The 13,953-nt window shown below is 55.9% G+C and carries 10 protein-coding genes and 1 pseudogene; 6 read left to right on the top strand and 5 right to left on the bottom strand.

Features of this window, described 5'->3' with window-relative positions; genetic code table 11:
* Positions 1-36: 36 nt before the first annotated feature.
* The gene (locus tag QP888_RS08060) at positions 37-1,350 is read right to left on the bottom strand and encodes an SAM-dependent methyltransferase (RefSeq protein ID WP_284813019.1); all 1,314 of its coding nucleotides are present in this window, start codon (positions 1,348-1,350) and stop codon (positions 37-39) included.
* Between the two features lie 150 nt (positions 1,351-1,500).
* Between QP888_RS08060 and QP888_RS08065 the strand changes: the two genes are divergently transcribed.
* Together QP888_RS08065 and QP888_RS08070 are read left to right on the top strand one after the other, a co-directional pair.
* Positions 1,501-2,901 carry an NAD(P)/FAD-dependent oxidoreductase gene (locus tag QP888_RS08065; RefSeq protein ID WP_284813021.1) on the top strand — a complete coding sequence of 467 codons (1,401 nt, stop codon included), beginning with the start codon at positions 1,501-1,503 and terminating at the stop codon, positions 2,899-2,901.
* Between the two features lie 94 nt (positions 2,902-2,995).
* Positions 2,996-4,507, top strand: a pseudogene (locus QP888_RS08070) (bifunctional hydroxymethylpyrimidine kinase/phosphomethylpyrimidine kinase); the annotation flags it as partial.
* A 42-nt stretch (positions 4,508-4,549) separates the two neighbouring features.
* Here the strand turns inward: QP888_RS08070 and QP888_RS08075 are convergent.
* Positions 4,550-5,032, bottom strand: a complete 483-nt coding sequence (locus tag QP888_RS08075; RefSeq protein ID WP_284813022.1) for a PaaI family thioesterase — start codon at positions 5,030-5,032, stop codon at positions 4,550-4,552.
* A gap of 144 nt (positions 5,033-5,176) precedes the next feature.
* Here QP888_RS08075 and gnd point away from each other — a divergent pair, with 144 nt between their 5' ends.
* The gene (gnd, locus tag QP888_RS08080) at positions 5,177-6,643 is read left to right on the top strand and encodes an NADP-dependent phosphogluconate dehydrogenase (protein ID WP_284813023.1); all 1,467 of its coding nucleotides are present in this window, start codon (positions 5,177-5,179) and stop codon (positions 6,641-6,643) included.
* A gap of 61 nt (positions 6,644-6,704) precedes the next feature.
* On the opposite strand, the gene QP888_RS08085 is transcribed toward gnd, so the two are convergent.
* The gene (locus QP888_RS08085; protein ID WP_284813024.1) at positions 6,705-8,255 is read right to left on the bottom strand and encodes a DASS family sodium-coupled anion symporter; all 1,551 of its coding nucleotides are present in this window, start codon (positions 8,253-8,255) and stop codon (positions 6,705-6,707) included.
* Between the two features lie 208 nt (positions 8,256-8,463).
* On the opposite strand from QP888_RS08085, the gene QP888_RS08090 reads away from it, so the two are divergent.
* From QP888_RS08090 to QP888_RS08100, 3 genes are read left to right on the top strand one after another with little or no spacing between them, the layout of a single operon-like run.
* Positions 8,464-9,894 carry a DEAD/DEAH box helicase gene (locus tag QP888_RS08090; protein WP_284813025.1) on the top strand — a complete coding sequence of 477 codons (1,431 nt, stop codon included), beginning with the start codon at positions 8,464-8,466 and terminating at the stop codon, positions 9,892-9,894.
* A 12-nt stretch (positions 9,895-9,906) separates the two neighbouring features.
* The gene (locus QP888_RS08095) at positions 9,907-10,779 is read left to right on the top strand and encodes a hypothetical protein (RefSeq protein WP_284813026.1); all 873 of its coding nucleotides are present in this window, start codon (positions 9,907-9,909) and stop codon (positions 10,777-10,779) included.
* On the top strand, positions 10,757-12,265 hold the full coding sequence (locus QP888_RS08100) for a vWA domain-containing protein (protein ID WP_284813027.1): 1,509 nt from the start codon (positions 10,757-10,759) through the stop codon (positions 12,263-12,265). The genes QP888_RS08095 and QP888_RS08100 overlap by 23 nt, the downstream gene beginning before the upstream one ends.
* Positions 12,266-12,278: 13 nt before the next feature.
* Here the strand turns inward: QP888_RS08100 and QP888_RS08105 are convergent, their stop codons facing one another.
* Both QP888_RS08105 and ftsR read right to left on the bottom strand, forming a co-directional pair.
* Complete coding sequence (locus QP888_RS08105; RefSeq protein WP_049148263.1) at positions 12,279-12,869, bottom strand: MerR family transcriptional regulator; 591 nt, start codon at positions 12,867-12,869, stop codon at positions 12,279-12,281.
* A gap of 332 nt (positions 12,870-13,201) precedes the next feature.
* On the bottom strand, positions 13,202-13,951 hold the full coding sequence (gene ftsR / locus QP888_RS08110; RefSeq protein ID WP_502869159.1) for a transcriptional regulator FtsR: 750 nt from the start codon (positions 13,949-13,951) through the stop codon (positions 13,202-13,204).
* Positions 13,952-13,953 lie beyond the last annotated feature (2 nt).

Below are 13,953 nucleotides of genomic sequence, written 5' to 3' on the forward strand. Positions count from 1 at the left end.
CACTGATGCGTCCGTGGGCGGCGCGTCAGTTACTGGCTAACGGCGCCCGCGGCGGTGCCGGTGGGTCGCCGTAAATTGCACGGCATCGAGCATTCCTAGATCCAACAAAGTCTCGCGGAGTGCCAGCTGAAATACCCATAGACGCCGGTAGACCACATCGAAGCCGCTCGCCGCCGCTTCCCGCATGTGGCCTTCGAAAAAACTGCGCTGCAACTGCAGCGATTTGCGGTAATGCGAACCAAAATGGGTCTGTTTAATAATAAGCAATCCCGATTTTTGGTCGAATAACTTGTGGTGGCCGGTGGTATCAAGATAATCCAAGCCAGGCCAGATATACGCGCGTAATGCTAGTAGCGCATTGCGCGCAGACGCTGTCATACCGTCGGTGGCGACCAGAGTTTGCAATCCTAGTTTGCCGCCAGGTGCAAGCAATCGCCCCGCGTGCCGCAAGAGATACACGCGGTCCGTCCGCGACAGGTATTCGAATGCCTCCATGCACGCGATGGCGTCGTAGCGGCCCTGCCAGTCACTCGGTGTTGGCAACGGGTTCGAAATGTGCTGGGTGTGCACGAAATCCTCTACCCCGGCTAGCACGAGATCATCGCGAAGTGCTGCCAGATGCTCCGCATCATTGCTAAGCGTATCGACGACCGCTCGACGTCGACCAGCAACTTCTGCAAGCACGGAGCCGTTGGCAGGAAATTCTAAAAGATGGCTTGACGCTGTTACTCCTAGGTCATTGAGCAAAAATTGCGCGGCGCGTGCTTGGGAATCATGAAAATCTTCGCGTTCGACATCTTGTGGTTCCGAGATCGTAGTGATGTCGATGAAATGGTGTTTGGGCCCGTGATTACCATGCTGTGCTGGGACGTAACTCGTCATCGAATCCCGCACCGTCGTCGCCACGCCCGTCGAAAAGATTCCGGCAAAACTACTGGTTTTTTCATCGGAATACAGTCGCACCAAGTCCGCGGGGATCTGTCCGCCGTCATACGGTGCAACAGGCACCTGCACCTTACCGCGTGGCGCATAGCCAGTAGCGAGCAACCGAGTCAGTACTTTGACTAGTGCCGCGGAATCCGGTGTACGCCACTCTCCTGCCAAATATGATTCGACGAATCCAAGCCACCCTGCTTGCGCGACGCGTGCAAACAAGGATTCCTGATCGATGATCAAGTCGGGTCGGGCGCCTGGGTCCAATTCCAACCCAGCGTTGCGGCAAGCTTTCGCAAAATGTGCCTCCGCAATTCGCGCACGCAGTGGCAATAGTGATCCGCCTGGCACTGTGGCAATAGACGGCCATGCCTGCGCATCGATCGCTGCAAGATGAGCCAATTGTTGCTCGTGCACACACTCTCCTTGCAAACGCGTCTGGGCGACGGCGGAATTAATAAGTCCCAATGATTTTAGCAAAGTGTTTCTGGCCACTAGACTGTATAGGCGTATATTTAACTGTGTACTTATCCAAATACACTGCTCAACTTCTACGAAGAGGTATCTATGTCGCAAGCGCACCGTCCCGCAGGTGATCGTCACCATGTCGTCGTCATTGGCTCCGGCTTCGGTGGCCTGAACACGGTCCAGGGGTTGGCTCATTCCGATGTCGATATCACCCTGATCGACCGCACCAACAGCCACCTATTCCAGCCAATGCTTTACCAGGTAGCGACCGGCCTGGTCTCCGCCGGTGAGATCGCTCCTTCCACCCGTCAGCTGTTGCGCAAGCAGAACAACGTTGACGTGGTCCGGGGTGAGGTCACCGCCATCGACATCGAAAAGCAGACCGTCACTGCCTCCCAAGGCGATATCATCAAGGATTTTGCGTACGATTCCCTGGTGGTCGCCGCCGGTTCCAACCAAGGCTACTTTGGCAACAACCACTTCGCACAGTATGCACCAGGAATGAAGAGCATTGACGATGCCCTCGAGATTCGTTCGCGCCTGTTGGGTGCGTTCGAACGCGCTGAGTTGACCGATGATCCAGAAGAGCGTGCTCGTTTACTGACCTTCGTCATCATCGGCGCCGGCCCAACTGGTGTTGAGTTGGCTGGTCAGTTGGCAGAATTGTCGAAGCGTGGCTTGAAAGGCACCTTCAAGAATATTTCGCCAGAATCCGCCAAGATCATTCTTCTCGACGGCGCGCCGCAAGTATTGCCGCCATTCGGCAAGAAGCTGGGTAAAAAGGCGCAGCGCACCTTGGAAAAGCAGGGCATCGAGGTACGCCTGAACGCAATGGTCTCCGAGGTTGATGACGACAAGGTTGTCTACAAGAACATGACCGACGATTCCGTGCACACCATTGAATCGCCCACCAAGGTCTGGTCCGCCGGTGTCGAGGCTTCCCCACTGGGCAAGATGGTTGCACAGCAGGCTGACGTCGAGTTCGACCGCGGTGGCCGCGTATCCGTCAACGAAGATCTCACCGTCGGTGAGTACGACAATGTTTACCTCATCGGTGACATGATGTCGTTGAACCGCTTGCCAGGCGTCGCCCAGGTTGCGATCCAGACCGGTAAGCACGTCGCCAAGCTTATCGATGCTAAGACCAGCGACAACTCTGAGCAGGATCCGAAGGAAGCCTTCGACTACTTCGACAAAGGTTCGATGGCTATCATCAACCGCGGCAACGCCGTGGTGAAGATGGAAAATAGCGAGATCACCGGATTCATCGGCTGGCTCATGTGGCTGGTTGTCCACGCCCAGTTCTTGACCGGTGTGCGCAATCGCCTGTTCACGGTGTTGAACTGGACCAGCAACGTCGTCTCCCGCAACCGCGGTAACTTAGAGATCACCGAACAACAGCGCCACGGGCGTAACGCTTTGCTGAAATTGGGCAAGGCCACCGCTGACGATGACGAACAGCCAGTCGAGGTCAAAGACACCAAGCGCGTGCAGGGCTAGTAATTCCTGCTAGCAGCTCGAGCTAGTGATCGTGGATGGAGAATCTGTCTAAGATTTCGGGCTAGTATTCGCCACGAATTTCGCTAGTCTAGAGGACATGAAGACGAATGCTCGTATCTTGTCCATCGCTGGCACCGACCCCACAGGTGGTGCCGGCGTTCACGCTGATCTCAAATCTATCGCCGCCGCCGGTGGCTTCGGCATGTCTGTAGTCACCGCACTGGTAGCACAAAATACTCAGGGTGTACGTAGTATTCACACCCCACCGCAGGATTTTCTTCGCGAACAACTCGCTAGCGTGACTGATGACGTCGAGCTTGATGCCGTGAAGATCGGCATGCTCGGCGACAGTGATACCGTTGATACTGTCTCTGAATGGCTACGCGGCCGTAGTAACATCACAGTGGTCTTAGACCCGGTCATGGTTGCTAGCTCCGGTGACCGGTTGCTGCAGTCCGAGGCCGAAGCCAAAGTGCGTGAGCTCTGCAAGCATGTTGATGTCATCACGCCGAATCTGAAAGAACTCGCCGTGCTCGTCAAAGACGACGAAGCTACCAATTTCGACGCTGCTGTGGAACAAGCCCAGAGGTTTGCAAAAACGCATGATGTCAACGTCATTGTGAAAGGCGGCCATCTGGATGGTTCGATCGCTGATAACGCGGCCGTCAGCAGCGATGGCTCGGTACATCGCGTTCCGGCAGTCCGGGTCGACACAAAAAACACACATGGCACCGGATGTTCCTTGTCTTCTGCCCTGGCTACCCGCTTAGGTGGTGGTGAGACTCTACACAACGCGCTCGAATGGTCCACGCAATGGTTACACGAAGCCATTGCCGCTGCCGATGCACTCGGCGTCGGCAAGGGAAATGGTCCGGTGGATCACTTCCATCAGCTGCGCCGTTTCGCCGCTAACGCGGATACCACACCGTGGACTTTCCCGCTTAACGACGATACACCGGCTCCAGCCATTGCTGCACAAGGCCCACACACCAGCCAGCTGTGGGAAAAGACCGGCACACTCTGGCGCCAGATCATGGATTTGCCGTTCATTAGTGCGTTAACCAGCGGCGAGCTTTCTGAAGACGATTTCTTATTCTACCTGGCACAAGATGCGTTGTACTTGGAATTGTATTCTCGCGCGTTAGCTCGCTTGTCGACGATCGCGCCGACCGCAGACGAGCAAGTCTGGTGGGCGAAGGCGGCGCAGGAATGCCTGACCGTCGAAGCTGAGTTACACCGCTCGTTCGACGTCCCGAAGGTGGACCCCTCCCCGATTACCGCGGCCTACACCGATTTTTTGGTCGCCCGCACGTTTACCGATGATTACGCCGTCGGTGTGGCCGCAGTGCTGCCGTGCTTCTGGTTGTATGCAGAGATCGGCGAGGCTATTGCCCAGCACAATCACGCGCAGCACCCCTACCATTCTTGGTTGCAGACCTATAGTGACCCGGATTTCGCCGAGGATGCACGCACAGCGATTCGCCTCGTCGAGCAGGCTTTTGCCAATTCCAGCGAATCCACCCGCACACGTGCAACCCGCGCTTATCTGATGGCTTCAGCGCACGAACGAGAGTTTTTCGACCAAGCTTCGCGCAGGCAGCGTTAGTGTGCGATCGCAGATTTCGGGTTACCCCAGAGTGGGCTGTAGCTAGCTGTTTGTCTGGGCTGCGAATTGTTCGCGCAGCTCCTTCAGCGACGGCCCCACTACCATGGTGCGCAAGGTCGTGCGGGCTACTAATGCTTCGTGGTTATACATTTCCACGTTCCATAACTGGGTGCGCTTACCTGTCTGAATTGGGGTTGCGATCGCTTCGATTCGACCGTCTTTGACTCCCCGTATGAAATCTGTGCTGTTATTCACTCCAACGCACGGGCTTTGTGCGCTAATCATGGATGCTACTGAGCCCAGCGATTCCGCAAGCGAACAGAACACCCCGCCATTCACACTGCCCGCATATTGCAGGTGCGTGCTGTTGACGTCAAGGTACGCGCGCACTTCGGTGGGACCGGCATGGGAATAAACCACTCCAAGGTGGCTGTCGAGCCCAAGCTCTGATTTATTGAGTTCATCGAGTTCTTCTGGGCGTAATTGCCTGATCTTGGCTGTCGTAACTGCTTCTAAATAACCCATGGATTTACTCTATCCGAAATTCACACCGTCAGTGTTAAACCCGACACATTCAACTGGCTGGTCTCAGAAGTATCACCAAATACCAGCAGACTACGCCGAACACCCACCGGGCACCCGCACTGGCAGAAGGTAGACTAATCAGTCATGAATGAGCAGCAATCTTCCCAGCAGTTAGCAGATATCGCGGTGGTCGGCATCGGCGTGATGGGGTCGAGCTTGGCCCGCAATTTCGCACGCCATGGCTACCGCGTCGCGCTGTATGATCAGCGCCCGGAAAATGTGGATATTCTGATTTCCGAGCATGGTGACGAGGGGGAATTCATTCCCACCCGGAATTTAGACGAGCTTGCCGCTAATTTATCCACCCCACGTCGCGCCTTGCTCATGGTGCCAGCCGGTACGGCCACCGATGCCGCCATCGATGATCTCGTGGAGGCTTTCGATGAGGGCGATATTCTTATCGACGGCGGCAACTCGCTGTATACCGATACGGTGCGGCGTGAGCGCAGTGTCGCTGTCACCGGCCGCTTGTTTGTGGGCGCTGGGATTTCCGGCGGAGAAGAAGGCGCATTGCACGGTCCGTCCATCATGCCTGGTGGCCCTCGAGAATCATGGGAATCTATCCGTCCATTGCTGGAATCGATCGCTGCCAAGGTCGATGGCACCCCATGCGTGCGCTATATCGGCGCGAATGGTGCCGGACACTTCGTGAAGATGGTGCACAACGGCATCGAATACGCTGATATGCAGCTAATCGGCGAAGCCTACCATCTGCTTCGCCATGGCGCTGGTCTGGAGCCGGGACGCATCGCTGAAATCTTTCGCGAATGGAACGCTGGTGACTTAGATTCTTATCTCATCGGGATTACCGCGGATATTCTGGAAACCACCGACCCCGATACCGGTGCACCGATGATCGACGTTATCCAGGATGCAGCCGGCCAAAAAGGCACTGGCCGGTGGACCGCTAAAGAAGCACTGGACCTGGGCATCCCGGCTACCGCGATCGGGGAAGCTGTGTTTGCGCGCGCCTTGTCGTCGTCAACGGAATTACGTGCGGCAGCGCTCAAGCACTTCCCCACCGGTAATCTCGCTGATTTCGCATCCCTGGGCATCAGCGTCGAAGAATTTATCGAGCATGTTCGGCGCGCACTTTATGCGTCGAAGCTGATTGCTTATGCGCAAGGCTTTGATCTAATCGCTGCTGGTTCTGCGGAATACGGCTGGAATATCAATCCTCGTGATCTCGCAGCTGTCTGGCGTGGTGGGTGCATCATTCAAGCAGCGTTTTTGGATCGCATTGATAATGCCTACGAAAAGCTTCCCGAGTTGCCATCACTACTGTTGGATTCCTATTTCACCGAAGAGCTTTCCGGCTTGCTTGATTCCTGGCGCACCGTCGCAGCCTCTGCGATCCGGTTGGGCTTAGCCGCTCCGGTATTTAGTTCTTCGCTTTCCTACTACGATTCGCTGTGTTCCCAGCGGCTGCCTGCCGCCATGGTACAAGCACAGCGTGACTATTTCGGCGCCCATACCTACCGCAGAGTGGATGCCGAAGGCGTGTTCCATTTGGATTGGACCGGGGACAAGTCGCAACAACGGCGCCGTTAGCGGGCCAGGCGACGCCGGGCCCCAGACTGGTAGGGGTATAAATAGCCAGCGCCCCGGTTGCTTATACCAGTCCCATCCAGTTCCAATAGGTGGCGGAAAACAGCAATACCAGCAAATAGGCAACAATCGTGAGCGGAATACCCGTTTTCAGGAATTCGCCACGGGTAAACGCCCCGGTGCCGTATGCGAGCATATTCTGCGGTGCAGAAACCGGGAGCAGGAAGCCAAAGCAGATAACGAACTGTTGAATAACCACAAATCCGATGCTGGCATCGCCATAAGCCACGGTCGTCGACAAGGCGATAAAGACCGGAATCAATGCCGATGCCAGCGATGTTGCCGAGGCAAAGCCTAAGTGGATCAAGATATTAAACAATGACACCAACGCGATGGTGGCTAATAGCGGCATAGAATCCAGCCCCATGGCGCCAAATGTCTGCTCGGATAGCCAGCTGGCCGCGCCGGTGTTCAGCAAAAATGTACCTAGCGAAATGCCCACTGCAAAGACGATCAGCGTACCCCACGACACCAAGTCCTGTGCGGTCTTCCAGTCGAATACACCGACCTTGGGCAACAGCATATAGCTGACCGCGACGACGGTGGCCACGGGCGCAGAAACCGGGTGCAGAATATCGCCGGTGGCCCATACAAATAGCAACAAGACAGCCACTGCCACCAGGCGTTTTTCGTGGCTGGACATCGGGCCGAGCTCCTCGAGCTTCTGCTCGATCAATTCCCGGCCACCGGAAATGGAATCAGCTTCCGGTTTGATGGTCGCGCGCATAATGAAAAACAGGGCAATCGACATCAGGACCGACCACGGCGCGGCCCAAATAAACCACTGGCCCCAAGAAATGGTTTCACCGAACTCGTCTTGAATGAAGTTCAATGCCACGAAGTTCTGGGCAGCGGCAGTTTGAATGCCAACGTTCCAAATGGACACCGCTTGCACCGCGGTGATGACCAGCAGGGAAGCCATCTTCGAGTTCGTCGACAAGCCAAAGGCCGCCACCATACCCAACAGGATCGGTACGACGGCGCCAGCGCGGGCAGTCGCTGATGGGACGAAAAATGCCAGCAGTGTCGCGATGGCGATCGCACCGATGAGGATATTCGATGTTTTATCACCGGCGAGTTTCATCACCCATAACGCCAAACGCTCGTGCAAACCGGTAGCCTGCATCGCGCCAGCTAACAGCAGCGCGGCAGCTACCAGCGCTAGCGCTGAGGTGGAAAAACCTTGCAATGCCGTGCCCAATGCTGCTGAGGTTCCGACGAGATCGCCTGTTTCTGGATCCGTCGACAAGCCTAAAAGCAGGGCGATCATGCTGATGATCAAAAATGCACTGACTGGGTACGATACTGCCTCTGTTACCCATAGCACGATGGCGAAAGCCAAAATCGCCAACGCCACCTGGCCTTCCCATGCCAACGTATCGATCGGCAACAGCAATACCCCCACCAGCGCAGCCACCGCAAGCACAAACCACACTGGCTGTAACACGAAGCGCACATCGCGCTTTTTCTGGGACTGTTCGGGCGTGGCGACATCAGGAACTATATCGCCTTCTGGGGTTTTGACCTTCGTTCTGGGAAGGAAATGCTCGGCCACAGTAAAAATCCTTTGCACGTTGTGGGAATCAATTGTGGGAATCAACTGCCCTACACCTGTTACGCTACAACTCCCCTGGCGGCATGGAAACGGAATTCGCTGTAAGTTCTGGCACATTCCATGCGGTTTACATGCGTTTTTAGCAATGTGCATCTAGGGGTGTCTCGGTGACAGGACAATGCATGCCGGCGAGATAGACTAACCACTAATGACAATTCAACAAACAGAAACCACCTTCGCAGACCTGGGTTTGGCCCGGCCTATCGTGCACTTCTTGCGCCGCGAAGGAATCACCACCCCGTTTCCTATCCAAGCTCTGACCATTCCCGACGTTCTCTCGGGCCACGACGTATTGGGCAAAGGCCCCACGGGCTCTGGAAAGACCTTCAGCTTCGGTTTGCCCATGTTGCATCGCTTGTCGACGTCCGGGGTCTCACGCCCTGGCCATCCGCGAGCGCTCATTCTGGCGCCCACCCGCGAACTGGCGGCGCAAATCTCTGAGCGTTTGGAAGCACCGGCTGCTTCACTCGGCCTTCGCGTTTTCAATGTGGTCGGCGGGGTCAACATCAACCCACAAATCCGGCGGCTTGCCGCACCGGTTGACCTCTTGGTGGCAACACCGGGTCGGCTGCAGGATCTGCTGGATCAAAAGAAGCTGCAACTAGACCAGGTACTAATAGCCACGCTGGATGAAGCTGATCAGATGGCAGATATGGGATTTTTGCCGCAAGTGACCAAATTGTGGAACAAACTTCCTGCACACTGCCAACACCTGTTGTTTTCGGCGACCTTGGACAAACAAGTCCAGGCGGTCGTCGACAAGTTTTTGCATAAGCCACGCACCCATGAAACATCCCCGGCGCACAGTTCTGTGGACACGATGGACCATGTCATCGCGCACGTTGGCTCACGGGAAAACCGCAACGAGATGGTGGAAAAAATCGCCGCGCGTAGTGGAAAAACCATCATGTTTATGCGCACCAAGCATGGTGTCGACCGGCAGGTAAAGAAACTCCGCCGCATCGGAGTCAACGCATTGGGTTTGCATGGCGATAAATCACAGGGTGCGCGCACGCAAGCCATCAGTGGTTTTGCCAATGGTAGTTTGCCGGTCCTCGTGGCCACTGATATCGCCGCCCGCGGGATTGACATTTCCGATGTCAGCTTGGTGGTACACATTGATCCTCCGGCAGAGCACAAGGCATATCTGCACCGCGCCGGGCGTACCGCGCGCGCCGGTGCCAGCGGCACGGTGCTCACGCTGGTCCTTGCAGAGCAAGAAAAAGCCGTCACAGCCTTGGTGAAAAAAGCTGGTGTGACCGCCCGCACCGTCGCCGCACCAGGGCCCACAATGCCGCAAGAATTGTGGGAGCTGACCGGTGCCCGCGAGCCCTCCGGCATTGCGCTAGAGCAGAAACCGCAACCGGGAACTAATCAGCGCGCTGGGAAAGCTGGTACGAAAAAACCGGGCTCGAACAAGTCCGGAGCCAAGAAATCAGGAGAGCAGAAGCAGGACGGTAAAAAGCACAGCATGCGGAATTCGGGAACCCAGAAATCCGGTCAACGCGGCCGGGGTGGAGCTAGCGCTAAGAAATCACGGGCCTGGGGCGGTAATCCCGACGTACGACGGGGCCGTTAAGCTACAGGGACCATGATTTATACTGAACAAGAATGGACTAGCCACGCTGCCGATCATCTCCGGCGCGCCGAAGACCGTCTAGCGCGCTACCGTAATCCTGGGGAAAAGCACCCTATTTATGATTTCTTGTTTGAGTATTATCCGGTCCGCCCCACGCATCTGAAGACGTGGCACCCGGGATTTGGCAGTGCGTTAGAAGGCAACCCACCGCACGAAGACTGGCGGGATTACCGCCGAAGCGAGCGCGGAGTGGAGCTGGACCTAGAAGCGTTCTGGCAACGTCGCGGTTCCGCGATCGCCTATATTGGACACCTTCTCACGCGTACCGCTGCCCGACCGGCTCGTTTTGATTGTTTTGGTCTGCACGAATGGGCAATGGTTTATCGCACGAAAAACCCACGCCATGATTTACCGCTGCGACTTGGCGCGGAAGGCGCGAACGACGTCGTCGACAAGCACGATCTGCGCTGCACACACTATGATGCGTTCCGGTTTTTCACTCCCCCGGCTCGTCCGCTGAATTTCACGGTGCTGGGCCGAGAAGATCAGCCAGAATGTGATCAGGGAGGTTGCGTGCATGTGACCATGGACTTGTACAAATGGGCGTGGAAGCTTGGACCGTTAGTGCCCGGTGAGCTCTTGCACCAATGCTTTGACCTGGCAATTGCGGCCCGGGAATTGGATATGGAGGCCTCGCCCTACGATTGCCGCGCCTGGGGTCTGGGGGTGGTCGCTATAGAAACCACCGCAGGCAAAAATGAATATGTCAGACGCCAACGCGAACTTTCCGCCCGCGCAGAGCCAATCCGACACAGGCTCATAAACATTGTCGATAATGCGCAGCGGGCTAGACTAGGTGGCTATGGGGCGTCACTACACACCTGAGCAAAAAACACAGTTCTCCGGCGGATTCATCGCCACCGTCATCGCGGTTCTGGCTGCGATTATCGCGTTGCTTGCATGGTTGGTGCTCAGGAGCGATTCCGAGGACACCAATCCCACTGCTTCTGGCGATAACGGGATGGAATGCATTGAGGGTGATCTACAGTTGCCGGTGGCCAGCGGTGATGCAATACTGACGCAGTCGCTGTTGGCCTCATGGAATGCAAGTAATCCGGTGGTTCGTGATCATTGTGTCCACGCCGTGGTTGCCGACGACATCGCGCGGGCTGCGGTCTATATTGATGCTGATTCACCGCGGCTGCACCACGCCATTACCGCCGCCGACCGCAAGCCCGCAGCCTCCGGTAAGGCCCCAAAAGTCGCAGGGCAGGCCGCCGGAATCTATGATCCGAATGCTGCCACCGACGCTGAGGTCACTATTGACTTGCCTGCCGACGCAGTCGCCTACCCCGGTGATTCAGTAGCGTCTGCGGTGGTCGCGACAGTACTTGTCGACGATCCGGAAGCTGGCGCAGAGCTTCTTTTGCGCGATGAAGATACGGTGCTTGCCGACGCCGACGGGCCCGCTGCTGCAGTCCAGGCCATGAGCGCACAGGGTTCAGGAGCTTTCCGTCACCTCGAGGGCGCATACGTGGAATATGCGGCGGTGGTACTGAACCAATCCGATGAGATTGACGAAGAACAAGCCCGCGCGGCGCAAGTCTTCGTGGATGATTTGGCAGAGCAATACCACGGTTTTGAATCGACTCCAGAGGTCGAAGGACAGGTAGAAGCCGAAACGGATACCGCTCGGTTGGATGCAACCGCAGTCTGGGATGCCTACTTGGCACGCACCTCGCGCGATTTCAGCACCGCGGGAACCACTAGTACTCACACCGATACCGACGATCAACCATTGGTCAGCACCGATACCCTATTCTTGCTGGATACCTCAGATGCCATGGCTGCTGGTTTTGCTGATGCTGACCAAGGTCCTAGCCGCTTCCACGCAGCCGCAGATGCTATTGCTAGCAGCGCACCGGATATTAGCGCAACTGGATATTCGGTGGCGTTGTGGAATTATTCGTCTCCGTTGGCTCCAGGTGTGCAGCAAGGCTTTCGCCGTAATATTGGATTTTCCGATGGCGTAGAAACTGCAGATTCTGTGCAGCTATTAGGCACCGGTGGTGTGCCACAAACGAATGAAGCTCTGCTTGCTGCCGCACATGCCGTACGGGAGTATTCCGCGGGCGAGCAGTCCGGGGACAAGCCTGCTCGCATCGTATTGATCGCCTCCGGTACTGCGGATAGTTACCCAAAGTTTGCACAGCAATTCCGCGAGGCGGCAGGTAATGACGTTGAACTGGCTGTGTTGTTCGTTGGAGAGGATGAGCCCGATGCGGCCTTGCGTGAGGTCGCGCAAAACATGCAGATAGTAAAAAACGCCGCAGAACTCGAGGATTCGCTACGGCGGGTAGTGGGGCTATAAGCCCTCATGGGCCTTAAGCCGAATTGGATTTGCGCTCGCGGCGCGCTGCCAGTTCGTCGATACCAGCGACGGTCTCAGACTTGTTGAGTTCTGGATCAACGCGTTCTGCTGGGAACGAGCTAATGGTTCCGCTGAGTTCTTTCATGATGCCAGGGATTGCGACACCAAAAACGCCCTGACCACCAGAGAGCAGGTCAATGACTTGCTCATTACTGTGGCACTCGTACACGCTCATACCGTCGGAGACCAACGTGATTTCCGCTATGTCATTGATGCCACGTTCCCGCAAAGAGTCCACGGCCAAGCGGATATTCTGCAGGGAAATCCCGGTATCCAGGAGCCGTTTGACAATCTTCAACACGAGCACATCTTTGAAAGAGTACAGACGCTGCGAACCAGATCCACGGGCATTGCGGATCGATGGCTTGACCAAGTTGGTACGTGCCCAGTAGTCAAGCTGTCGGTAGGTAATACCAGCTACCTGGCATGCGATTGGCACACGGTAGCCAAGTTGTTCATCAGGGCCGAGATCAAACAAGGACTCCTGGACGTACGGTGCGTCCGAATACTCGGTGCGGCGGGAACGAGATGAGTTGATAGTCACGTAATTACTCCGATGGAAGTTTGGAATCCTGAAAATTATTTAAGATCAATCATATTGTTCCGTCAAGAAGAATCGGTACGACACGCCCTAAAGTCTCACTTAAGACTTTAGGGTTTTCCTATCTCTCATGCCTCGTATATTCACATTAGCCACACACCAGTAACCACAACAGCCACGTAGGCCACAGCAGTCACGTACGCCGCAACAAACCAAATACGTTGTTTGTTAGCGCTTCCTCTTCACCCGCCGCGGTGATACCCTGTTGCGCGCGGCAAACGCACAAAGACCGGCACCGCGTATGCGGTACCGGTGCTACAAGGCGGGGCTGATGATTAAGCGTCGAATTCTTCGCGCAGCGTGTTTTTCAGCAAACTAGTGTGTAGCGAGACCACCAGTGCAGAAATTTGTTGGGATAATTCCTCAGCCTGCTGCTGCGCATTGTCTGATTTTCCGTGCGTCAAGGGACCTGCTACTTGGGTAATCAGATCAGCGTGGCGACGCGCACCGTTACGCAAAGATTTCAACAAGCGAATATCGAATCCGAGTTGCTGCAAGGAATGGGCGCTTTTCACCACACTGACGTCATCTGCGGCGAAAAATCCAGCAACATCCGGGCGGATCAGCCCTGCACCAACCAGCTCAGTCACGAATTGCAATTCCACGCCGGACTGGTGAGCAATATCCGTGTCAGTAAAGCTGCGTGGACCACTGGCCCGGAAGGAATCTGCAGACACCAGCTGCTGAGCGGTATTAGCCCCTAGCAATGCAGTAACCTGACCGGAATCCATCGCCTCTAGTTGCTCGCGGATCACCTTCAACGGTAAATAATGATCCCGTTGGGTCACCAGGATATACCGCAACCGCGCGATATCTTCCTCAGTAAAACGTCGGTACCCGGATTTGGTCCTCTGCGGCGAAATCAAACCCTCGGATTCCAAAAAGCGGATCTTCGACACCGTGATATCGGGGAATTCGGCACGCAAAGATTCCAAGACCACGCCAATGGACTTCGCTTTGCGGGTCTTGTTCGCGCTACCTGCCCGTGACGCCGACTGGGATGCTGCTTGAGATGCTGGACTCACAA

The sequence above is a fragment of the Corynebacterium sp. MSK297 genome (assembly GCF_030232885.1).
Classification (GTDB): domain Bacteria; phylum Actinomycetota; class Actinomycetes; order Mycobacteriales; family Mycobacteriaceae; genus Corynebacterium.

Bases quoted from the DNA above. Each gene is read 5' to 3' on its own strand.
- QP888_RS08065 (WP_284813021.1), top strand. From the start codon at position 1,501: ATGTCGCAAGCGCACCGTCCCGCAGGTGATCGTCACCATGTCGTCGTC.
- QP888_RS08075 (WP_284813022.1), bottom strand. From the start codon at position 5,032: ATGGGTTATTTAGAAGCAGTTACGACAGCCAAGATCAGGCAATTACGC.
- gnd (WP_284813023.1), top strand. From the start codon at position 5,177: ATGAATGAGCAGCAATCTTCCCAGCAGTTAGCAGATATCGCGGTGGTC.
- QP888_RS08090 (WP_284813025.1), top strand. From the start codon at position 8,464: ATGACAATTCAACAAACAGAAACCACCTTCGCAGACCTGGGTTTGGCC.
- QP888_RS08095 (WP_284813026.1), top strand. From the start codon at position 9,907: ATGATTTATACTGAACAAGAATGGACTAGCCACGCTGCCGATCATCTC.
- QP888_RS08100 (WP_284813027.1), top strand. From the start codon at position 10,757: ATGGGGCGTCACTACACACCTGAGCAAAAAACACAGTTCTCCGGCGGA.